Raw genomic sequence first — 20318 nt, 5'->3', positions numbered from 1 at the left:
CGCAAGACTATCCATCTACAAGGAAAGCTCCATGATCCGCACTTCCCTGCGCTTCACCACCCTGTGCGCCGGCCTGATGCTGTCGGCCAGCGCCCTGGCCCTGTCGCTGGGCGACCTGAGCCAGAAGGACGCCACCGGCGGCCTGAAAGATGCCCTGACCCAAGGCGCACAACTGGCGGTCAAGCAGCTGAGCACCCCGGGCGGTTTCAGCAACAACCCGGACGTGCGCATCGAACTGCCGGGCAATCTTGGCAAGGCGGCCAAAGCGATGAAGATGTTCGGCAAGGGTGAACAGGTCGAAGCACTGGAAACCAGCATGAACAAGGCCGCCGAAGCTGCCGTGCCGCAGGCCCAGGCGATTCTGGTGGATGCCGTGAAGAACATGAGCGTGACCGACGCCAAGGGCATCCTCAGCGGCGGCGACGACTCGGCCACCCAGTACCTGAACAAGAGCAGCCGCGAGCAGATCCGCGCCAGGTTCCTGCCGATCGTCAAGCAGGCTACCGACAAGGTTGGCGTGGCCCAGCAGTACAATGCCTTCGCTGCACAAGCCAAAGGCCTGGGGCTGGTCAAGGATGACGCCAATATCGAGAACTACGTGACCGAGAAGGCACTGGATGGCCTGTTCGAGATGATTGCCAAACAGGAACAGAGCATTCGCCAGAACCCGGCTGAAGCGGCTACCAGCCTGGCCAAGAAGGTCTTCGGCGCCCTCTGATTCCGGTTGTCGCAATTCCCTGTAGGAGCAGCCTTGTGCTGCGAAGAGGCCGGGGCAGCAAATGAAAATTCATGTTGCTGTACCGGCCTCTTCGCAGCACAAGGCTGCTCCTACAGGGCGGTGAAAGCCGCTAGGCTTTCTTCACCCTGAACCACGCCGCATACAACGCCGGCAGGAACAACAGGGTCAGCACCGTGGCGACGATCAAACCACCCATGATCGCCACCGCCATCGGCCCGTAGAATACGCTACGCGACAACGGAATCATCGCCAGCACCGCCGCCAGCGCAGTCAGCACGATTGGCCGGAAGCGCCGCACCGTAGCTTCGATGATCGCCTGCCAGCGCTCCATCCCCGCCGCGATATCCTGCTCGATCTGGTCCACCAGGATCACCGAGTTGCGCATGATCATTCCCGCCAGGGCAATGGTGCCGAGCATGGCGACAAAGCCGAACGGCTGACGGAACACCAACAGGAACAGGGTCACGCCAATCAATCCCAACGGCGCGGTGAGGAACACCATCACCGTGCGCGAGAAGCTGCGCAGCTGAATCATCAGCAAGCTCAGCACCACCACCACGAACAATGGCATACCGGCATTCACCGACTTCTGCCCACGCTCGGAGTCCTCCACGGTACCACCCACCTCCAGCAGGTAGCCGTCGGGCAGCTTGGCGCGGATCTCCTGCAGGGTCGGCAGAATCTGCTTCACCAACGTCGCCGGTTGCTCCTTGTCGTAGATATCGGCACGCACGGTCACGGTCGGCAAGCGGTTGCGGTGCCAGATGATGCCCTCTTCAAAACCGTACTCCAGGGTCGCCACCTGCGACAGCGCCACGCTCTGGCCGTTGTCGGTCGGCAGTGCCAGGCTGCCGAGGTTGCCCAGCTCGCTGCGCTCCTTCTGCGTGCCACGCAGCAGGATCTCGATCAGCTCGTTGTCCTCACGGTACTGGCTGACCGTGGTACCGGTCAGCGAGCTTTGCAGGAAGCTGGACAGGTGTGCGGTGCTTACGCCCAGGGCGCGGGCACGGTCCTGGTCGATCTCCAGGAACACCGCCTTGCTCGGTTCTTCCCAATCCAGGTGCACGTTTACCACATGCGGGTTCTCACGCACCTTCTCGGCCACTTCACGGGCCAATGCACGGGCCTTCTCGATATGCTCACCAGTCACCCGGAACTGCACCGGGTAGCCCACGGGCGGGCCGTTTTCCAAACGGGTAACCCGCGCGCGCAGGTCAGGGAACTGCTGGTCCACGGTGCTGATCAGCCAGCTGCGCAGGCGCTCACGGTCTTCCATCGACTTGGCCAGCACCACGAACTGGGCAAAGCTGGCCGCCGGCAGTTGCTGGTCCAACGGCAGGTAGAAACGCGGCGAACCGGTGCCCACGTAGGCCACATAGTTGTCGATGCCGTCCTGCTGCTTGAGCAACACCTCCAGTTGCTTGACCCGCTCGGCGGTGTTGGCCAGCGAGGCACCTTCGGCCAGTTTCAGGTCGACCATCAGCTCCGGGCGCCCGGAGGCCGGGAAGAACTGCTGGGGCACAAAACGGAACAGCAGGATGCTGCCGACAAAGGCGGCAATGGTCAGCAGGATCACTGTCTTGCGCCGCCGCACGCACCATTCCACAACGCGTCGTACCCGCTGATAGAACGCTGACGCATAGGGGTCTGGCGCGTAGCCATCCTCGCCGTGGCGCGCCTCACGTATCCTGGCCAGGTCCGGCAACAGGCGCTCGCCCAGGTAAGGCACGAACACCACGGCTGCCACCCAAGAGGTCAGCAAGGCGATAGTGACCACCTGAAAGATCGAGCGGGTGTATTCACCGGTGCTGGAGGCCGCCGTGGCAATCGGCAGAAAGCCCGCCGCGGTGATCAGGGTGCCGGTGAGCATCGGGAAGGCAGTGCTGCTCCAGGCGTAGCTGGCCGCCTTGAGGCGGTCGTAGCCCTGCTCCATCTTGATCGCCATCATCTCCACGGCAATGATCGCATCATCCACCAACAAACCCAGGGCCAGCACCAGTGCGCCAAGGGAGATCTTGTGCAGGCCGATGCCGAAGTAGTGCATGGCGGCGAAGGTCATGGCCAGCACCAGCGGGATGGCCAGCGCCACCACCAGGCCAGTACGCAGGCCCAGGGAGAAGAAGCTCACCAGCAACACGATGACCAACGCTTCGACCAGCACCTGGACGAATTCGCCCACGCCAGCCTTGACCGCCGCCGGCTGGTCCGAGACCTTGCGCAACTCCATACCGGCCGGCAGGCTGCGTGCCAGGCGTTCGAACTCGCTTTCCAGGGCCTTGCCCAACACCAGGATGTCACCGCCGTCCTTCATCGACACCGCCAGGCCGATGGCATCCTCGCCCATGAAGCGCATGCGCGGTGCGGGTGGGTCGTTGAAGCCGCGGTGCACCTCCGCCACATCGCCTATGCGGAAAGTGCGGTCACCGACGCGAATGGGGAACTGGCGAATCTGCTCGACGCTGTCGAAGCGCCCGCTAACCCGCAGTTGCAGGCGCTCGCTGGGCGTCTCGTAGAAGCCGGCGGTGCTCACCGCGTTCTGCTCGCGCAGGGCCTGCTGCACAGCCTCCAGCGGCACGCCGAGGGTGGCCAGCTTGAGGTTGGACAGCTCGATCCAGACTTTTTCGTCCTGCAGGCCGATCAGCTCGACCTTGCCCACGTCCTTGACCCGCTGCAGCTGGATCTGGATACGGTCGGCGTAGTCCTTGAGCACCGCGTAGTCGAAGCCCTCGCCGGTCAGCGCGTAGATGTTGCCAAAGGTGGTGCCGAACTCGTCGTTGAAGAACGGGCCCTGGATTTCCGGCGGCAAGGTGTGGCGGATGTCCGCGACCTTTTTGCGGATCTGGTACCACAGCTCGGGAATGTCCTTGGAATGCAGCGAGTCGCGGGCCATGAAGGTGACCTGCGATTCGCCAGGGCGAGAGAACGAGACGATCCGCTCGTACTCGCCGGTTTCCATCAGCTTCTTCTCGATGCGCTCGGTGACCTGGCGCGACACTTCCTCGGCGGTAGCACCGGGCCATAGGGTACGGATGACCATGGCCTTGAAGGTGAACGGTGGGTCTTCGCTCTGGCCGAGCTTGGTGTAGGACATGGCGCCAATGGCTGCCAGCAGGATCATCAGGAACAGGACGATCTGGCGGTTGCGCAGCGCCCAGGCAGAAAGGTTGAAACCCATCGGGACTTACTCCTTGGCCGTCAGGTTCACTACGCGGTTGGTACGGTCCACGGGGCGTATCTCCTGGCCCTCGCGCAATACATGGCCTCCCGCTGCGACGACCCAGTCGCCGGGGGCGAGGCCTTCGAGCACGGGTACGCTGTCGGCGCCGTAGGCCCCCAGGCGTACCACTGCCCGCTCCAGGCGGCTGTCTTTGTTGACCCGCCAGACGTAGGCCTGGCCGTTTTCCGCAGTGACTGCCGACAGGGGAACCGCCAGCGGGATCACCCCTTCGTGGGCGATGAACACCCGGGCGCTCTGGCCCAACTCCGCCGGTGTAGCGGCCGAGGTAAAGGCAATGCGGGCAGCGAAAGTGCGCGAACGCGGGTCGGCGGCCGGTGACAGCTCGCGGATCCGCCCCTGGAAGCGCTCATGCGGGTGCGACCATAGCTCAACGCTCACCGGCTGCCCCACGGCAAAGCGGGCGAACTGCTGCTCCGGCAGACCGATGACTACTTCCCGCTCGCCATCGGCGGCCAGGGTGAACACAGTCTGCCCTGCAGCAACCACCTGGCCCACTTCGACCTGGCGCTTGGCTATTACCCCGGCTTGTGGTGCGCGCAGCACAGCATATTCGGCCTGGTTGCCAGCCACGTCGAACTCGGCCTTGGCCTGTTTCAGCCTGGCCAGGCCGGCGCGGTAGAGGTTTTCGGCATTGTCGTACTGGGAATGGCTGACCATCTGCCGGTCAAGCAGCTTCTGGTAGCGGTCGCGCTCGGCGCGCACCAGCGAAAGGTTGGCTTCGGCGGCCGTCAACTGAGCACGGTTGGCTTCCAGTTGCAGGCGCACGTCCTGCGGGTCCAGTTCGGCCAGCGGCTGGTCGGCCTTGACCCGCTGCCCCTCCTCGACCAGGCGTTTGCTGACCTTGCCGCCAATGCGGAAAGCCAGTTCCGGCTCGAAGCGCGCACGCACTTCGCCGGGGTAACTGTCGGCAGCGGCTTCGGCCGGCTGCGGCTGCACCACCAGCGCCGGGCGCGGCGCAGCCGGTGGGGCGGTTTCCTGGCCGCACGCTGTCAGGAACAGCACGGCAGCGGCAGGCAGAGCGATGGACAAGGCATGGCGCAACATGATGAATCCTTTCCCAGAGAGCACATCGAATATTTATACTGGCAAGTATATTAAATCAGGCAGTCGGAGCCGGGAAGGGTGCGCGGCGGTTTTTAAAAGGAAGGGCTCGAACCTTGCGGGTTCGCCCGAATGGCACCTGACCCGTTAAGATGGGCGACTCTTCAACCAGATGCAGACCACAATGTCCAACGACGCACCCATCGGCCCGGGCCGGCCCAAGGACCTGGCCAAGCGCGAGGCAATTCTCGAAGCAGCCAAAGCCCTTTTCCTCAGCCTCGGCTACGCCAACACCAGCATGGATGCGGTCGCTGCGGCGGCAGGTGTTTCGAAGCTCACCGTGTACAGCCACTTCACCGACAAGCAGACGCTGTTCTGCTCGGCGGTCATGGCTACTTGTCAGTTGCAGTTGCCCGACCTGCTGTTCGAGTATCCCGAAGGGGCGCCAGTGGAAGAGGTGCTACTGACCATTGCCCGTGGCTTCCAGGCGCTGATCAGCAGTGACGAAGCGGTCAAGCTCAGCCGCCTGATCATGGCCCAGGGCAGCCTCGACCCGAGCTTTGGCGAGTACTTCTACGAGGCCGGTCCCAAACGTGTGCTGGCGGGGATGGAAGCGCTGCTGCGCGGGGCGGATGAGCGTGGGTTGCTGCGTATCGACAACCCGCTGCGGGCGGCGGAGCACTTCTTCTGCCTGGTCAAGGGGGCGCCGGATTACCGCTTGCTGCTGGGGTGTGCGGGGCCGCTGGACGGTGATGAAGCCGAAGCGCATGTGCGCGAAGTGGTGGGGGTGTTCTTGCGGGCGTTCCGGCCCTGATATCAGGCTGCCTGTGCGGGCCTCTTCGCGGGTAAACCCGCTCCCACAGGGTCGATGTGATCTTGAAGTTTGTACAGCACCTGTGGGAGCGGGTTTACCCGCGAAGAGGCCCGAACAGGCATAGCCAAATCAGGCCTTGAGGGCCTTCTTCGGATAAATGTCATACCGGCTCGACTTGCCCTCCAGGCTATGGCTAGGCTTCGGCCCTTCGATAATCGGCGCCTTGCGCGGCCGCTTCACCACCACCCGGTGGCTGGCCAGCGCCAAGGCGGCTTCGAGCAGGGCCGGGGCGTCCAGGTCATCACCGACCAAGGGCCGGAACACGCGCATTTCCTTTTTCACCAGCGCGCTCTTGTCGCGGTGCGGGAACATCGGGTCGAGGTAGATCACCTGCGGCGCCTCGCCTTCCCAGGCGCGCATGCGTTCGATGGCGTTGCCGGTCAGCAGGCGCATGCGCCCGACAATCGGCCCCACCTCTTCATCCGTACGGGCGCGCGCCAGGCCATCCTCCAGCAACGCAGCAATCAGCGGCTGGCGCTCGATCAGGGTCATCTGGCAACCCAGGCTGGCCAGCACGAACGCATCCTTGCCCAGCCCCGCCGTGGCATCCAGCACCTGCGGCCGCACGCCCTGGGCGATACCCACCGCCTTGGCGATCATCTGCCCGTTGCCACCACCAAACTGGCGCCGGTGCGCGGCCTGGCCTTCGACGAAGTCCACTCGCACCGGCCCCGGTGCCTGCGGGCCCAGTTGCTGGATCTGCAAGCCATCAACACCCACCTGCACGGCAAACCCGGCAGCCTCGTCCTGCAGCGGCAGCGCCAGGCGCTCGGCCCATGCGGCGGCCTGCGCCTCGAATTCAGCCGACAGCGCCTCGACCCGGATACCTGTGCCCTGCTCTTCCATCATTCACACCTAGAAATTGAACCCAGCCCCTCATGTATCGACCGCCACGGCCGATACAGGCAATATCCCGCTATTCTGCCAGAGCACAACGCGCGCGACTGCCATGTCAGATACTCTTCCCATCGGCTTGACCTATTTGTCGCCTGTCGGCAACTACAGCCAGCGCAACACCCAGGCACTCGGCGGCGTCAGTCACCTGTGGCAGGATTTCTTTGCCCGGGCCATGGCCGAGCGGCAGGAAGAGCCGGTAGACAGCGTCAGCCAGTCGTTCGTGCAATACGACCAGAGCAGCGGCGAGCCGATCGGCGGCGCCCGTGCACTGGCCCTCATCGACGCTCAGCGTGCCTGCCCGGTGCATGACACCATCGTGGCACCGCCCGAGCCCCTGTTCCTGCCCAAGGCAGAACTCGAAGCCAACCTGCTGCCGCCTGCCCCCGAGCCGTTCAGCGCAGTCGAACTGATCGAGCAGCAGCGCCAGCTCGATATCAGCAACAGCTGGCTGCGCCCGGTGGTGATGAGCCAAGGTCACCCGATCGCCGAGCCCGGCCCAGGCCCGACCCCACGCTCGCTGTTCCTGCCGATCGCCGAGCTGGAAAGCAACCTGCTGGACCCGGCCCCGGAACCATTCGACGCCACCACCCTGGCCAAACAGCAGAACGACCTGGCGTTCGACATCCACTGGGCACGCCCGGTAGTGCTGAACAACGTCCGCGCGTACGCCTGAGGCTAACGACAGACCTGCCAACGTCCCATGTCCAGATGGAAGTGGTTGTGGTGCGCGGCGTTGTAGTCCGGCCCCAGTACCGTGCTGAAGCGCTTGCAAGCCGCCTGCTGCACTTCGCGCAGGAATTGCGCCTTCTGCCCGCCCGCCTGCCAGTCACGCGCCAATACGATGCGTTGGCCGTCCTGCAGGCGAAAACCGCTGATGTCCAGGGCATTGGCCGTGGCGTGCTGGCTCAGGCGGCCTTCTTTACGGTGGTAGACGTTGCGACAGGCAAAGCTGCCTTGATGGTCGACCTGTGTCACCGGCTGGCCCAGTACCCTGTGTGCGACAGGTTGCAAGCCATGCCTTTCGAACAGCGCATAGGCCACCGCCAGCGGGCAACTGGCCAGGAAGCTGCTGCTGAGGCGCGCCTGGCCACCTTCTATACGCCATACATTTTGCAGCGGACAATTGGCCGAGGCCGGGCTGTCGGCCTGTGCCCGGTAGCGCAGCTGGCTGCTTTCCAGTGCCTGACGGCACAGGGCCGGGTCATCACGCAACCGTGCAAGCTTGTAAGTGGTCAGCAGATTGGGCGGTTGGCGCACGTCCAACGGCGCCCAAGGGTTCCAGACTGCGGGCAGGCGCCAGCCAAAGTGCCAGGCCAGGCCGGCCAGTAACAGCAGACCTGCCAGCAGCACCAGCACGGCCCGCATCAGCGGCGGAACAGGTCGTTGAGCTGGGCAAACGGCAGCGCTTGCTCGCCGTAACCGAAGGTGCCCGCATCTCGAACTTCCAGCGCGGCACGATGCAACGCCCCGAGGGCCGCACGCGCCAGTGACGAGCCGACGCTGATACGACGCACGCCCAGGTCCTGCAACTGGTTGACGCTCAGCGATACGCCAGCCATGCCCATCAGTACATTGACTGGCCGCGGCGCGACGGCCTGCACCACTGCGCGGATTTCCTCGACCGTACGCAGCCCGGGTGCGTAGAGGACGTCAGCGCCGGCTTCGGCGTAGGCCTGCAGGCGCAGGATGGTGTCATCCAGGTCCATGCGCCCGTGCAGCAGGTTTTCTGCCCGGGCGCACAGGGTGAACGGGAACGGCAGGCTACGGGCGGCCTGCACGGCGGCGCGCACGCGCTCCACGGCCAGGCCGAAGTCATGGATGGGCGCATCGCTACGGCCACTCGCATCCTCGATAGAGCCACCGACCAGGCCGACTTCGGCTGCCCGCAAAATGGTCTGGGCGCATTCCTCGGGCAGGTCGCCAAAGCCGTTCTCCAGGTCGGCGGCCACCGGCAAAGGGGTCGCATCGACAATCTCGCCAGCATTATCGAGGGTATCGTCCAGGCTCAAGGCGCCTTCGGCGTCCGGACGACCCAGGCGGAAAGCCAGGCCTGCACTGGTAGTGGCCAGCGCCTCGAAGCCCAGGCTGGCCAGTAACTTGGCCGAACCGGCATCCCATGGGTTGGGGATGACGAAGGCGCTGTCGCGCTCGTGGAGGGCCTTGAAGGCTTCGGCTCGCAGGGTTTGCACATCCATGGTTCAACCTCCGGCAGTCAGGGAATGGTCAGAGTAGCCCCAGTTGTTCGACCTCGGGGGTGCGCGGCAATTCCGGCAGTGCCGCAAGGCCGGGCAAGCGCTGCATCAGGCGTTGGTGAAAGCGCTGGGCCAGCGCCGCGGCCAGGCGGTTGTCCGAGGTGTGCAGGAAGATGTAGGGGTTGCGGCCTTCGTCGATCCAGGCGGCGACCTTGTCTACCCAGGGGGTAAGGAAGGCCTCGTTGGCCTCCAGCTGCGGATGGCCGATGAAGCGCACCTGCGGATGCTGGCTGAAGGCCGCCGGGCGTGGCGGCACCTTGGGCTTCTTCGCCTGCGCATGCAGCACGGCGGGGTCGCGTGAGGTGCAACTGAACAAGGCGCGCGGGTCGAGGCAGATACGCTCCACGCCACGATTATGCAGCAGCCGGTTGAGCAGCAGCTCTTCTTCACCCTTGGCGAAGAATGCCTGGTTACGCACCTCCACTGCCACCGGCACTCCGACTTCGTCAAGGAAGTGGCAAAGCTCGCCCAGCCGTGCGGGGTTGAACTGAGCCGGCAACTGCAGCCAGTACGGTGCTACGCGCTGGCCCAGCGGGGCCATCAGGCGGGTGAAGTCAAACGCCGGCTCCAGCTGATCGCGCAGGTCACCTTCATGGCTGATGTCTCGGGGGAACTTGGCAGTGAAGCGAAAGTGTTCGGGCATGATCTGCGCCCAACGCGCAATGGTGCCGGGTGCGGGGCGTGCGTAGAAAGTGGTATTGCCTTCGACAGCGTTGAATACCTGGCTGTAGTAGCCGAGCATTTCACTGCTGTTGGCGTCGGCGGGGTACAGGTAGTCGCGCCAGGCGTTTTCGCTCCATGACGGGCAACCGAGAAAATAAGGCAGTGGGGATGGGCTCATCCCCTAAATGTACAGGTCGAGCCCCAGTACTTCCATGTCCCAGTCGGTAAAACCGGCGGTGCTCAGGTAGCTGGCCAATGCAGTAGCCGTGCGGCGGTCACGGGCGCGGGGGAAGATCATGTCCTGCTGGCGGGCTGGCAGGCCACCACTGCGACGGCGGGCGGTGGCGTCCTGAGGGGCTGTTTCGGCCTCCTCGATCACCTCGGCATCTTCGAGAGCCTCGTCACGCACCGCCGCCTTGCGCGGCGAGCGCTTGATCGGGTAGGACTGCGGTGAAAAACCGTCGATACGCATGGCATGAGCACTCAGGACCGATGATGGCAATTTAGCAGCATCAGGGTTCCATCGCTAATGCTCGTGTGATAACTGGACCACAGATCACGCAAAAGGTTTTAGTGTCAGCGGCGATAAACGACCAACAGCACTCAGCGCTTCTTGGGTGTCGCTACATTATCGCGCAGGTAGACCGGTTGCGCCTGTTCGGCAACGATCGCCTCGCCGCGTGCCCAGGCAAAGCCGGCCAGGTTGAGGATGTCCAGGGCGTTGGGCAAGGCACTGGCATTGCTGGCCGCCACCTGCACCGCCAGGCGCTCGGCATAGCCCCAACCGGTACCGGCACCGAACCACGCGCCAGCGCTGTCCGCCGGCAGCGCCACCTGCCCGGGCGGCAGCACCGCCTCCTGGCCGACCAGGCGCATTTCACCTTCGCTGGCCTGGTAACAGCCCCAATACACTTCATCCATGCGCGCATCAATGGCGGCCGCCACTTGCTGCACACCCTGTTCGCGCAGCGCGCCCTGGGCCAGTGCGGCCAGGTTGGACACCGGCAACACCGGGCGCTCCAGAGCGAAGGCCAGGCCTTGAACCACACCGATGGCAATGCGCACACCGGTGAACGCGCCCGGGCCACGACCAAAGGCGATGGCATCCAGCGCGCTCAGCGGCACGCCGGACTCGGCCAACAGCTGCTTGATCATCGGCAGCAGCTTCTGGGCATGCATGCGCGGGATCACCTCGTAATGGCTGGTTACCTTGCCGTCATGCAGCAGTGCGACGGAACAGGCTTCGGTGGCGGTATCCAGGGCCAAGAGGGTGGTCATCGAACGGGTATCCAGGTACTAGGGGGAAAAGAGCGGCAGTATAGAGCAGTGGCGGCGTTGTGTCCCGAAGGGGCCGCTGCGCGGCCATTATGCGCTACATGGCGAACTGGCGCGGTCTCTGTGGGAGCGGGCGTGCCCGCGAACACCGGCGCAGCCGGTGCCAGCCACCGCGTTGAATTCTTCGCGGGCACGTCCGCTCCCACAAAGGCCGCATCAGGGCCGCAATGCCGCGCCCCACAAACGACAACGGCCCGCAAGCGGGCCGTTGTCGAGGTGCTCCAGGCGCAGGATCAGCTAAGGGCTGCCAGGACCTTGGCGGTGATGGCTTCGACCGAGCCGACGCCTTCGATGTGGCTGTACTTCGGCTTGCCGCCATTGGCAGCCGACAGCTTCTGGTAGAAGTCCACCAGCGGCTTGGTCTGGCTGTGGTAGACCGACAGGCGATGGCGAACGGTTTCTTCCTTGTCGTCATCACGCTGGATCAGGTCTTCGCCAGTCTCGTCGTCCTTGCCTTCCACTTTCGGCGGGTTGTACTGAATGTGGTAGGTACGGCCCGATGCCAGATGCACGCGGCGGCCAGCCATGCGGCCGACGATTTCTTCGTCGTCCACGGCAATTTCCACGACGGCGTCGATGTCGACACCGGCAGCGACCATGGCTTCGGCTTGCGGGATGGTGCGTGGGAAGCCATCGAACAGGCAGCCCTTGGCGCAATCAGGCTGGGCGATGCGCTCCTTGACCAGGCTGATGATCAACTCGTCGGAGACCAGCTGGCCGGCATCCATGACTTTTTTCAGTTCCAGGCCCAGCGGAGTACCGGCCTTGACGGCGGCACGCAGCATGTCACCGGTGGAAATCTGGGGGATACCGAACTTTTCGGTGATGAACTTTGCCTGAGTACCTTTACCGGCCCCGGGAGCTCCCAGCAGAATTACGCGCATCTTGTGCTCCTCAAATTTTTTTATGAAATTCAATGGATTCGGCGACCAGGGCCAAGTCCGGAAAATCGGGTATGACCACAAATCGGTCAGAAGGCTGCTCAAGATACACAGCGCCCGGCAGCCAGACAAGCGTCCCAAAGTTGCAGGAATGCGCCACCTACGGCCCGCCTGACAGCTGGTTGCGCCAGGCGCAACCACCCTCCTCGTCCACCTGCATGCCCGGCACAACGCTCACCCGGGACGCTTCGGGCCTACCCTCAGCCGGTGTTGCGCAGGCCGGCAGCAATACCCGCCACGGTGACCAGCAAGGCCTGCTCCAACGGGCTGTCCAGAGCGGCTTCGCGGCTGCGCGAGCGGGCCAGCAGTTCGGCCTGCAGACGGTGCAACGGGTCCAGGTAGGTGTTGCGCAGGCTGATGAATTCCAGCGTTTCGGGACTGTGCGCAAGTAGCACCGGCTGCCCGGTAAGGCCCAGTACCACCTGGCACGACTGCGACAATAGGTCGCGCAGGTGCGCACCCAAAGGCAGCAGGTGCGGTTGCACCAGACGTTCGTCGTAGGCCTCGGCGATTTGCGCATCGGCCTTGGCCAGCACCATCTCGAGCATGTCGATGCGGGTGCGGAAGAACGGCCATTGCTCGCGCATCTGCGCCAGCAGCTCGCCCTGGCCACGGGCCAGGGCATTGTTCAATGCCGTCTCCCAGCCAAGCCAGGCTGGCAGCATCAGGCGGGTCTGGGTCCAGCCGAAGATCCACGGGATGGCCCGCAGGCTTTCGATGCCACCGGCGCGGCGCTTGGCCGGGCGGCTACCCAGCGGCAGGCGCCCCAGCTCCTGCTCCGGGGTCGACTGGCGGAAGTACTCGACAAAATCGGGGTTCTCCCGTACCACGCCGCGGTAGGCCTTCACCCCATCGGCGGCCAGCTGGTCCATCACCTCGCGCCAGGCCGGCTGCGGTGGTGGCGGAGGCAACAAGGTGGCTTCGAGCACAGCCGCCAGGTACAGGTTCAGGTTCTGCTCGGCGATACCCGGCAAGCCGAACTTGAAGCGGATCATCTCGCCCTGTTCGGTGGTGCGAAAACGCCCCGCAACCGAACCCGGTGGCTGCGACAGGATCGCTGCGTGGGCCGGGCCACCGCCGCGGCCTACCGTGCCGCCACGGCCGTGGAACAGCAGCAACTCGACCTGGTGCTCGGCGCAGATACGCACCAGGTTTTCCTGGGCCCGGTACTGCGCCCAGGCCGCAGCCGTGGTACCGGCATCCTTGGCCGAATCGGAGTAGCCGATCATCACTTCCTGCGGGCCGCGCAGGTTGGCGCGATAGCCTGGCAGGCCGAGCAGGCGCTGCATCACCGGGCCGGCATTGTCGAGGTCGGCGAGCGTCTCGAACAGCGGCACCACACGCATGGGCCGAGTCAGGCCGGCTTCCTTCAGCAGCAACTGCACCGCCAGCACATCCGAGGCAGCACCGGCCATGGAGATCACGTAAGACCCCAGCGATGCGGCTGGCGCTGCGGCAATTTCACGGCAGGTGGCCAGCACCTCGGCAGTATCGGCCTGCGGCTTGAAGTGTGCGGGCAGCAGTGGCCGACGGTTTTTCAGCTCGGCCTGGAGGAACTCGATGCGCTGCTCTTCATCCCAGTCGGCATAACGCCCCAGGCCCAGGTAGTCGGTAATCTCGCTCAACGCATCACGGTGGCGGGCGGCGTCCTGGCGCACATCCAGGCGGCCCAGGAACAGGCCGAAGGTCACGGCGCGGCGCAGGCAGTCGAGCAACGGCCCCTCGGCGATCACCCCCATGCCGCAGGCGTGCAGGGACTGGTAGCACAGCTCCAGCGGCGCGATCAGGTCGCGGTTGTCCACCAGTACCTCGGCACTGGCTGGCTGGCTGCCGGTCAATGCCGAATGCGCCCAGGCGCGCGTTGCGCGCAGGCGATCGCGCAATTGCTTGAGCAGGGAACGGTAGGGTTCGGCACTGTCGCCGACCCGTTCGCGCAAGGCATCGTCGGCCTGCTGCATGGACAACTCGGACGCCAGCGCATCGATGTCGCGCAGGAACAGGTCGGCAGCCATCCAGCGCGCAAGCAGCAGTACTTCGCGGGTAACCGCTGCGGTCACGTTCGGGTTGCCATCACGGTCACCGCCCATCCACGAGGCGAAGCGGATCGGCGCCGCCTCCAATGGCAGGCGCAGGCCGGTAGCCTCCGCCAGGGCCTTGTCGACCTTGCGCAAATGGCTGGGGATGGCATGCCACAGCGAGTGCTCGATCACCGCGAAGCCCCACTTGGCTTCGTCCACCGGCGTCGGCCGGGTGCGGCGGATTTCTTCGGTATGCCAGGCCTCGGCGATCAACCGGCGCAGGCGCTCGCGCACCTGCTGGCGTTCGCCCGGGGTCAGGTCGCGGTGGTCCTGGGCAGCCAGTTGGCCGGCGATGGCATCGTACTTCTGGATCAGGGTGCGGCGGGCCACCTCGGTGGGGTGCGCGGTGAGCACCAGCTGGATGTCGAGCTTGGCCAATTGCCGGGCCAGGGCATCATTGCTGTGCCCGGCCTGCTTCAGGCGCGCCAGCAGCTCGGGCAGCACCCGGGCCTCGAACGGCTCGGGCTGATCGGCGTCGCGGCGGCGGATCAACTGGTACTGCTCGGCCATGTTGGCCAGGTTGAGGAACTGGTTGAAGGCCCTGGCCACGGGCAACAAGTCTTCATCGGCCAGGTCCGCCAGGGTCGAGCTCAGTTGCTCGCCGGCGCTGCGGCGGTCGGCCTTGGCACTGTGGCGGATGCCCTCGATCTTCTGCAGGAAAGCCTCGCCATGCTGCTGACGAATGGTATCGCCGAGCAACTCACCCAACACATGTACATCTTCACGCAAACGCACATCGATATCGGTCATTGGCCCTCTCTCCGGCGCGGCTCTGGCGCACTACATCCCTTTAAGCCTTTACGCGATCCCCTGTGGGAGCGGGTTAACCCGCGAAGAATCCAGCGCGGTGCCTGGCACCGGCTGCGCCGGTGTTCGCGGGTGAACCCGCTCCCACAGGGGTGCGCGGTATTCCCCCCAAGAGTGCCCACAGGCGGGCGTCGATGGCAAGCCGTGATCGGCCAAAGCCAACTAAAGTGAAAGCACGACACGTCCATGCAATGCAGCCATTTCAGGCATCAACAGAGGTCATCATGAAAATCCGTGAACTCGCCCAGCATTGGGAACAGAATGCCGCCGGTACCCTCAGCCCCACCAGCCATGTCCTGCACCTGGACCTGGAGTCAGAAGCGCGCCTGGCCGCGCTGATCGACATGTACCCCAAGCGCACCGCCGAGGAACTGCTCGGTGAACTGGTCGCGGCAGCCCTCGAGGAACTGGAAGCCAGCTTCCCCTATGTGCAGGGCCGCCAGGTCATCGCCACCGACGAGGAAGGCGACCCGCTGTACGAGGACATCGGCCCTACTCCGCGCTTCCTGTCACTGTCGCGACAGCATCTGCACGCCCTCAGCAACCCCGTAGCCGACAGCGAGAAGTAACCCACCGCCCCACCTTTCCGGGCCTGGGAACGGCCCGGAATACCTCTGCACCCCACATAAGTTCCAGGCAAGTCGCACTGACCGATCAGTCAGAAATAGTTGTCTGCTCGGGGCATTTTTTTCTGAACTATCCGGAAAATGCGTCAGTCACAGCCAATAGCCATCACGCTAAAACCCTGCACACCTGTCGTTGTGCACCGTTGAGCTGAAGCGCGCGCACGTGTCAGGGAACGAGCGATGGACTGCTACGGACAACGTCGTAAACAGGAGTGATCCAATGGAACTGACCACCAAGAACACCCGCTTCTCCAAACCCTTATCCACTCATGTGCGCGGGGTCAAGCTGGCAGCGCTGGCTCTGGGCAGCAGCATGGTCCTGGCCGGCTGTGCCGGCAACCCGCCCACCGAGCAGTATGCAGTCACCCAGTCCGCCGTTAACTCTGCCGTCAGCGCTGGCGGCACCGAGTTCGCCGCCGTGGAAATGAAAGCGGCCCAGGACAAGTTCAAGCAGGCCGAAATTGCCATGCATGACAAGAAGTATGACGAAGCCAAGCGCCTGGCCGAGCAGGCCGAGTGGGACGCGCGCCTGGCCGAACGCAAGGCACAGGCGGCCAAGGCCCAGAAGGCCGTGCAGGATGCCCGCCAGGGTGTTCAGGACGTACGTGAGGAAGGCCTGCGCAGCGCTCAGTGAGCCCCGCCCCGCCAACCTCTGCCTTCGCACACGATCAAAGGATGAACACTATGCGCAACCACGTCATGATTCCCGCCCTGCTGGCCCTGAGCGTCGGCCTTGTCGCCTGCTCGCACGACCCGAATGCCAACCTGGAAGCGGCCCGCAGCAACTTCTCCGCGCTGCAGAGCGACCCACAGTCAAGCAAGGTCGCGGCGCTGGAAACCAAGGACGCACAAGACTGGCTGAACAAGGCCGACAAGGCCTACATGGAGCGTGAAGACGAGCAGAAGGTCGACCAGCTGGCCTACCTGACCAACCAGCGCGTCGAGGTGGCCAAGCAGACCATCGCCCTGCGCACCGCCGAAGGCGAACTGAAAAACGCCTCGGCCCAGCGCGCCCAGGCCAAGCTGGACGCTCGCGACGCGCAGATCGCCAAGCTGCAGGAAAGCCTCAACGCCAAGCAGACCGAGCGCGGCACGCTGGTCACCTTCGGCGACGTGCTGTTCGACTTCAACAAGGCCGAGCTCAAGAGCAACGCCTACCCGAACATCACCAAGCTGGCGCAGTTCCTCCAGGAAAATCCGGAGCGCAAGGTGATCGTCGAGGGTTACACCGACAGCGTCGGCTCGGCCAACTACAACCAGACCCTCTCCGAACGCCGCGCCAACAGCGTGCGCATGGCCTTGGTGCGTGCCGGTGTAGACCCGGCGCGTATCGTTTCCCAGGGGTATGGCAAGGAGTACCCGGTAGCGGACAACTCGAGCAACTCGGGGCGTGCGCAGAACCGTCGGGTGGAGGTGACTATCTCCAACGACAACCAGCCGGTAGCGCCGCGTTCGGTGAGCCAGGTACAGCAGTAAGGCTGGCTAGCTGAACGACAAGCCCCGCGATCGAAGCGGGGCTTTCTTTTGCCTGTTCCGGCCTCTTCGCGGGCACGCCCGCTCCCACAGGTGCCATGCAGTACCTGTGCGAGCGGCTTTAGCCGCGAAAGGGCCAGCACAGGCAATAAGATCGAGGATCACTGCACCTGCTGCGGGGTTTCCTCACCCATGCAGCGCACCGCGCGCTTGCGGTTGTCCACCAGCACACCGGTAAGGCCTTTTTGCTGGGTGTCGAACAGCACCAGCACGCCATCGACGCACTGGGCCACTTGCGGCGCCGGGTCCAGCGAGACCTTGTAGTCCTCGCCGGGGACAGTCTTGAGCATGGTGAAATCCTGCAGCAACAGGGCATCCTCGGGCTTGGCGAAATGCAGGTACCCGTAGTACCACAAGGCCCCCACCGTCACGATGATGCTGCCGACGCCGGTCAGGATCAGCGGGATGGCGTTGCGTTCTTCACTCATTGCTTGTTCTTCTCGTCAGGGTAATCGGGCACTTCGGCCAGCCGCCGCAGGCCGTTGAAATGGCTGGGGTCATCAAGGAAATGCAGCATCACCTGGCGCCAGGTCGGGTCGGCGAAGGTCTGCACGTGGCCACCACGGGTCAGTTGCAGCACCCGCGGCGGTGGCGCGTGCTGGTACAGGCGGATGCCGTTGTCCATCGGCACCAAGGTATCGTCGATGCTGTGGAAGAACAGCTTGGGCGGGCTGCTCAGTTGCTCGATCGAGCGGATCGCGCTATCGCCGTCCGGCACCAGCCACGACAGCGGCACCTGCAGCGGCCAGGTCATCCACGAGGTGCTGAGGGCAAAGCGCCCGACCGCACGGTAACTGGCCGGCACACCGTCGAACACCAGGGCACTGAAACGCTGGCGCTGCTCCGGATGGGCCGCCAGGTAGTGAATGGCCATGGCTCCACCAAGGCTCTGCCCCAGCAGTACCAGCGGCTTGCCCTTGACCTCGGGCGCCTGCTCCAGCCAGACCATGGCCGCGGCGATGTCCTGGTACACCTCCGGCAGGCTCGGCTCGCCCTGCGACAGGCCATAGCCGCGGTAATCGATCATCAACACCTGGTAGCCCTGCTCCGGCAGCCAGTAGCTGCCGCCCAGGTGCCCAGGCAGGTTGCCGCCATTGCCGTGCAGGTGCAGCACCGTGCCCTTGACCTCGACCCCGGCCTTGGCCGGCAACCACCAGCCATGCAGGCGGATGCCATCAGCCGTGGTCAGGGTGACATCACGGTACTCGAGCCTGGCCCGCTCGGGCGTGAACGCCTGGCCACGCTCGGGGTAGAACAGCAGGCTGCTGCAACCGCCCAGGCCCAGCAGGATCAAACCCAGGGCCAGCAGGCGGCAGCAATCAGAGAATGTTCGCGTAGTCGGCTTCAATGCGATCCAGGCTCAGGTGGTTGAGGAAGTTGGAGAAGCACATCCAGGCCGACAGCGCGTTGAGGTCGCGGAACTGTTCGGGCAGGTACTTGGGCGGCTCGACCAGGCCTTCCTCGACCAGCTGGCGCAAGGTACGCATGTCTTCCAGGGTGGTCTTGCCACAGAACAACAACGGGATCTGTTCGAGCTTGCCTTTCTTCACGGCCAACTGAATGTAGTTGTAAACCATGATGAAGCCTTTGAGGTAGGACAAGTCCTTGGTAAATGGCAGGCCATTGGGCACCGACCCGCGGAACACCCGGCTGGCGTTGCTGTAGCTCTGCGCCATCTCGAAGCCCTGCTCGCGGAAGAAGTTGTAGACCTGCATGAAATCGGCGCCCTCCTCGACCATGTGGATGGCGCGGGTGCGGTTGGTGAGCTTGCGCAGCCGGCTGGGGTAGGAGGCAAAGGCGATCACCTCCATGAGAATGGCCAGGCCTTCCTGGGTCACCGTCGACGAGGGCGGGCCCTTGGCCAGGAAGGTACAGATAGGCTGATTCAGGCCGTTGAGCGTGGTGCCGACATGCACCAGCCCTTCGTGCACCTCCAGGGCGCGTACGTCGCGGGCATTGAACATGGCGTCGGCACGCACCTTGATGTAGTCGGCCCCGGCCGCGGCATCGGCGACGATACCGTCGGACTCGAACACCCGGATGGTCTCCTCGGCCTCGCCGAACACCTTGTTCAACCGGTGCTGGAGGATTTCCACGGCCTCCTTGGCGGTGAGGTTCTTCGGTTCGTCCTTGAGGTCACCACGGCCATCGATGTTGTTCAGGTAGTCCGACAGCATCAGGCCGAGGTCGGCCAGGGTCGGGTCACCGGCGTGGAAGGCATCCGAGGCAGCGCCGTACAGCTCCTGGGAAATCAGGCCGAAGTCCTCGGTACCGCGTGCTTCGAGCATGCGTACCACCATGCGGTATTCGCGGCACATGCGCTTCATGATCTGCCCGACCGGGTTGAACTGGCCGAGCTGGCGAATGATGTCGCGCTCGATGGCCTGGAACTCGGCCTTGACCGCACCAGAGTCGAACGCCAGCGGGCGCGACTGGTAGTAGCCACGGTCGACGGCCGGCGGCTCCTTGCCCTTGGCCTTGAGAAAGCCCTGGCGGATGTTGTCGTCCCACTTCACCGCGTCCAGGACCCGGATCGGGGTCTGTGCCGCGACGATGCGGTCGGACAGGGCACGGATGGTTTGCTGGTAATCGTCCACCGGGGACTCCTTATTGGAACAAAGTGCCAAGCCTTGCGTTGCCTGAACCGGCCTCTTCGCGGCTAAAGCCGCTCCCACAGGAATTGCAAACCCTGTGGGAGCGGCTTTAGCCGCGAAGAGGCCAGCACAGTCATTTGCCGGAACGCTGGAACCGCGCCACTTCAACGAACAGGTCGGAATTGGCCGGGTCGTCCAGGTACGCCAGCACCCGCGCCGACGGGCTGTCGATCAGCACGCCGTCGCCGTTGTCTTCAGGCACCTCGGTGCTGCGCCCGGTCAGCTCCTTCTTGTCCACCGCCTGCTGCACCTGCTCGACATCCAGGTTGTAGACCACCAGTTCCTTGCCATCGACAATATCGAAACCGCCGATAAGGAAGTTGCCACCCAGGCGCTTGGGCACGCCGGCCGACAGGTACCAGCGGTTGCCGTGGCGCGAGACGGTGAACACGTATTCCTCAGGGGCCTTGCCCTTGGCCGTGGCCACCGCCTTGTAGGCATCGGCGCCGCTACGGCTGATCACCAGCTTCAGCGGCTCGCCCCAGGCGTCCTTGCTGTTCCACTTGCCGAGCAGGGCCTTGGGCGCCGCCTGGTTGCTCGGCAAGGGCTCGTGGAAGGTCACCAGACAACCGCCCAGCAGCAGGAATGACAGAGTCAACAACACCACACGCCAGGCTTTCATCAGGTTCTCCTTGAAAAA

Annotated in this window: 20 protein-coding genes; 6 read left to right on the top strand and 14 right to left on the bottom strand. The window is 64.4% G+C overall.

Annotation, left to right across the window (positions count from 1 at the left end):
- Positions 1-31 precede the first annotated feature (31 nt).
- The gene (locus CAF70_RS19795; protein ID WP_085626420.1) at positions 32-718 is read left to right on the top strand and encodes a DUF4197 domain-containing protein; all 687 of its coding nucleotides are present in this window, start codon (positions 32-34) and stop codon (positions 716-718) included.
- 130 nt (positions 719-848) lie between these two features.
- Here the strand turns inward: CAF70_RS19795 and CAF70_RS19790 are convergent, their stop codons facing one another.
- Positions 849-3914 carry an efflux RND transporter permease subunit gene (locus CAF70_RS19790; RefSeq protein ID WP_085626419.1) on the bottom strand — a complete coding sequence of 1022 codons (3066 nt, stop codon included), beginning with the start codon at positions 3912-3914 and terminating at the stop codon, positions 849-851.
- Positions 3915-3920: 6 nt separating this feature from the next.
- Positions 3921-5021 carry an efflux RND transporter periplasmic adaptor subunit gene (locus tag CAF70_RS19785; RefSeq protein ID WP_085626418.1) on the bottom strand — a complete coding sequence of 367 codons (1101 nt, stop codon included), beginning with the start codon at positions 5019-5021 and terminating at the stop codon, positions 3921-3923.
- Between the two features lie 169 nt (positions 5022-5190).
- Between CAF70_RS19785 and CAF70_RS19780 the strand changes: the two genes are divergently transcribed.
- Positions 5191-5832, top strand: coding sequence for a TetR/AcrR family transcriptional regulator (locus CAF70_RS19780; RefSeq protein ID WP_085626417.1), 642 nt, complete (start codon positions 5191-5193; stop codon positions 5830-5832).
- A gap of 129 nt (positions 5833-5961) precedes the next feature.
- Here CAF70_RS19780 and CAF70_RS19775 read toward each other — a convergent pair whose 3' ends face one another.
- Positions 5962-6738 (bottom strand): class I SAM-dependent methyltransferase, encoded by a 777-nt coding sequence (locus CAF70_RS19775; RefSeq protein WP_085626485.1) that lies wholly within the window; start codon positions 6736-6738, stop codon positions 5962-5964.
- Positions 6739-6841: 103 nt separating this feature from the next.
- Here CAF70_RS19775 and CAF70_RS19770 point away from each other — a divergent pair, with 103 nt between their 5' ends.
- A complete protein-coding gene (locus CAF70_RS19770; protein WP_085626416.1) occupies positions 6842-7462 on the top strand; it encodes an energy transducer TonB in 621 nt (206 codons plus the stop codon).
- A gap of 2 nt (positions 7463-7464) precedes the next feature.
- On the opposite strand, the gene CAF70_RS19765 is transcribed toward CAF70_RS19770, so the two are convergent.
- From CAF70_RS19765 to ppc, 7 genes are all read right to left on the bottom strand, one after another.
- Positions 7465-8154, bottom strand: coding sequence for an extensin family protein (locus CAF70_RS19765; RefSeq protein ID WP_085626415.1), 690 nt, complete (start codon positions 8152-8154; stop codon positions 7465-7467).
- Entirely contained in the window at positions 8154-8984 is an 831-nt protein-coding gene (locus CAF70_RS19760) for an oxaloacetate decarboxylase (protein ID WP_085626414.1), read from the bottom strand. Before CAF70_RS19760 ends, CAF70_RS19765 begins: the two co-directional genes overlap by 1 nt.
- A 28-nt stretch (positions 8985-9012) precedes the next feature.
- Positions 9013-9882 carry a DUF72 domain-containing protein gene (locus CAF70_RS19755; protein WP_085626413.1) on the bottom strand — a complete coding sequence of 290 codons (870 nt, stop codon included), beginning with the start codon at positions 9880-9882 and terminating at the stop codon, positions 9013-9015.
- A 3-nt stretch (positions 9883-9885) separates the two neighbouring features.
- Positions 9886-10176, bottom strand: a complete 291-nt coding sequence (locus CAF70_RS19750; RefSeq protein WP_085626412.1) for a hypothetical protein — start codon at positions 10174-10176, stop codon at positions 9886-9888.
- Positions 10177-10307: 131 nt separating this feature from the next.
- The gene (tsaB, locus tag CAF70_RS19745; RefSeq protein WP_085626411.1) at positions 10308-10982 is read right to left on the bottom strand and encodes a tRNA (adenosine(37)-N6)-threonylcarbamoyltransferase complex dimerization subunit type 1 TsaB; all 675 of its coding nucleotides are present in this window, start codon (positions 10980-10982) and stop codon (positions 10308-10310) included.
- 290 nt (positions 10983-11272) lie between these two features.
- A complete protein-coding gene (gene adk / locus CAF70_RS19735; protein ID WP_046616115.1) occupies positions 11273-11923 on the bottom strand; it encodes an adenylate kinase in 651 nt (216 codons plus the stop codon).
- 257 nt (positions 11924-12180) lie between these two features.
- Positions 12181-14808: a phosphoenolpyruvate carboxylase gene (gene ppc / locus CAF70_RS19730; protein WP_085626409.1), complete on the bottom strand. Its 2628-nt coding sequence runs from the start codon at positions 14806-14808 to the stop codon at positions 12181-12183.
- Between the two features lie 281 nt (positions 14809-15089).
- Here ppc and CAF70_RS19725 point away from each other — a divergent pair, with 281 nt between their 5' ends.
- The 3 genes from CAF70_RS19725 to CAF70_RS19715 all read left to right on the top strand — a co-directional run bounded on the left by CAF70_RS19725 (position 15090) and on the right by CAF70_RS19715 (position 16967).
- Entirely contained in the window at positions 15090-15434 is a 345-nt protein-coding gene (locus CAF70_RS19725; RefSeq protein WP_085626408.1) for a pilin assembly protein, read from the top strand.
- Positions 15435-15711: 277 nt separating this feature from the next.
- Positions 15712-16125 carry a DUF4398 domain-containing protein gene (locus CAF70_RS19720; RefSeq protein WP_085626407.1) on the top strand — a complete coding sequence of 138 codons (414 nt, stop codon included), beginning with the start codon at positions 15712-15714 and terminating at the stop codon, positions 16123-16125.
- A 50-nt stretch (positions 16126-16175) separates the two neighbouring features.
- Positions 16176-16967, top strand: coding sequence for an OmpA family protein (locus tag CAF70_RS19715; RefSeq protein ID WP_085626406.1), 792 nt, complete (start codon positions 16176-16178; stop codon positions 16965-16967).
- A 158-nt stretch (positions 16968-17125) separates the two neighbouring features.
- Here the strand turns inward: CAF70_RS19715 and CAF70_RS19710 are convergent, their stop codons facing one another.
- The 4 genes from CAF70_RS19710 to CAF70_RS19695 form a co-directional block, all read right to left on the bottom strand.
- On the bottom strand, positions 17126-17452 hold the full coding sequence (locus CAF70_RS19710; protein ID WP_085626405.1) for a hypothetical protein: 327 nt from the start codon (positions 17450-17452) through the stop codon (positions 17126-17128).
- Entirely contained in the window at positions 17449-18372 is a 924-nt protein-coding gene (locus tag CAF70_RS19705) for an alpha/beta hydrolase (protein WP_085626404.1), read from the bottom strand. The genes CAF70_RS19710 and CAF70_RS19705 overlap by 4 nt, the downstream gene beginning before the upstream one ends.
- Complete coding sequence (locus CAF70_RS19700) at positions 18344-19621, bottom strand: flavohemoglobin expression-modulating QEGLA motif protein (RefSeq protein ID WP_085626403.1); 1278 nt, start codon at positions 19619-19621, stop codon at positions 18344-18346. Before CAF70_RS19700 ends, CAF70_RS19705 begins: the two co-directional genes overlap by 29 nt.
- A 130-nt stretch (positions 19622-19751) precedes the next feature.
- On the bottom strand, positions 19752-20300 hold the full coding sequence (locus CAF70_RS19695; RefSeq protein ID WP_085626402.1) for a hypothetical protein: 549 nt from the start codon (positions 20298-20300) through the stop codon (positions 19752-19754).
- Positions 20301-20318: the final 18 nt, after the last annotated feature.

Origin of the sequence: Pseudomonas sp. B19(2017) (genome assembly GCF_002113165.1) — a bacterium.
Lineage (GTDB): Bacteria > Pseudomonadota > Gammaproteobacteria > Pseudomonadales > Pseudomonadaceae > Aquipseudomonas.
The sequence above is the reverse complement of the archived record's forward strand: the minus strand, read 5'-3'. Positions and strand labels throughout refer to the sequence as shown.

What these genes read in the sequence shown, in the direction of transcription:
- CAF70_RS19795 (WP_085626420.1), top strand. Translation starts at nt 32, where the DNA reads ATGATCCGCACTTCCCTGCGCTTCACCACCCTGTGCGCCGGCCTGATG.
- CAF70_RS19790 (WP_085626419.1), bottom strand. Translation starts at nt 3,914, where the DNA reads ATGGGTTTCAACCTTTCTGCCTGGGCGCTGCGCAACCGCCAGATCGTC.
- CAF70_RS19785 (WP_085626418.1), bottom strand. Translation starts at nt 5,021, where the DNA reads ATGTTGCGCCATGCCTTGTCCATCGCTCTGCCTGCCGCTGCCGTGCTG.
- CAF70_RS19780 (WP_085626417.1), top strand. Translation starts at nt 5,191, where the DNA reads ATGCAGACCACAATGTCCAACGACGCACCCATCGGCCCGGGCCGGCCC.
- CAF70_RS19775 (WP_085626485.1), bottom strand. Translation starts at nt 6,738, where the DNA reads ATGGAAGAGCAGGGCACAGGTATCCGGGTCGAGGCGCTGTCGGCTGAA.
- CAF70_RS19770 (WP_085626416.1), top strand. Translation starts at nt 6,842, where the DNA reads ATGTCAGATACTCTTCCCATCGGCTTGACCTATTTGTCGCCTGTCGGC.
- CAF70_RS19765 (WP_085626415.1), bottom strand. Translation starts at nt 8,154, where the DNA reads ATGCGGGCCGTGCTGGTGCTGCTGGCAGGTCTGCTGTTACTGGCCGGC.
- CAF70_RS19760 (WP_085626414.1), bottom strand. Translation starts at nt 8,984, where the DNA reads ATGGATGTGCAAACCCTGCGAGCCGAAGCCTTCAAGGCCCTCCACGAG.
- CAF70_RS19755 (WP_085626413.1), bottom strand. Translation starts at nt 9,882, where the DNA reads ATGAGCCCATCCCCACTGCCTTATTTTCTCGGTTGCCCGTCATGGAGC.
- CAF70_RS19750 (WP_085626412.1), bottom strand. Translation starts at nt 10,176, where the DNA reads ATGCGTATCGACGGTTTTTCACCGCAGTCCTACCCGATCAAGCGCTCG.
- tsaB (WP_085626411.1), bottom strand. Translation starts at nt 10,982, where the DNA reads ATGACCACCCTCTTGGCCCTGGATACCGCCACCGAAGCCTGTTCCGTC.
- adk (WP_046616115.1), bottom strand. Translation starts at nt 11,923, where the DNA reads ATGCGCGTAATTCTGCTGGGAGCTCCCGGGGCCGGTAAAGGTACTCAG.
- ppc (WP_085626409.1), bottom strand. Translation starts at nt 14,808, where the DNA reads ATGACCGATATCGATGTGCGTTTGCGTGAAGATGTACATGTGTTGGGT.
- CAF70_RS19725 (WP_085626408.1), top strand. Translation starts at nt 15,090, where the DNA reads ATGAAAATCCGTGAACTCGCCCAGCATTGGGAACAGAATGCCGCCGGT.
- CAF70_RS19720 (WP_085626407.1), top strand. Translation starts at nt 15,712, where the DNA reads ATGGAACTGACCACCAAGAACACCCGCTTCTCCAAACCCTTATCCACT.
- CAF70_RS19715 (WP_085626406.1), top strand. Translation starts at nt 16,176, where the DNA reads ATGCGCAACCACGTCATGATTCCCGCCCTGCTGGCCCTGAGCGTCGGC.
- CAF70_RS19710 (WP_085626405.1), bottom strand. Translation starts at nt 17,452, where the DNA reads ATGAGTGAAGAACGCAACGCCATCCCGCTGATCCTGACCGGCGTCGGC.
- CAF70_RS19695 (WP_085626402.1), bottom strand. Translation starts at nt 20,300, where the DNA reads ATGAAAGCCTGGCGTGTGGTGTTGTTGACTCTGTCATTCCTGCTGCTG.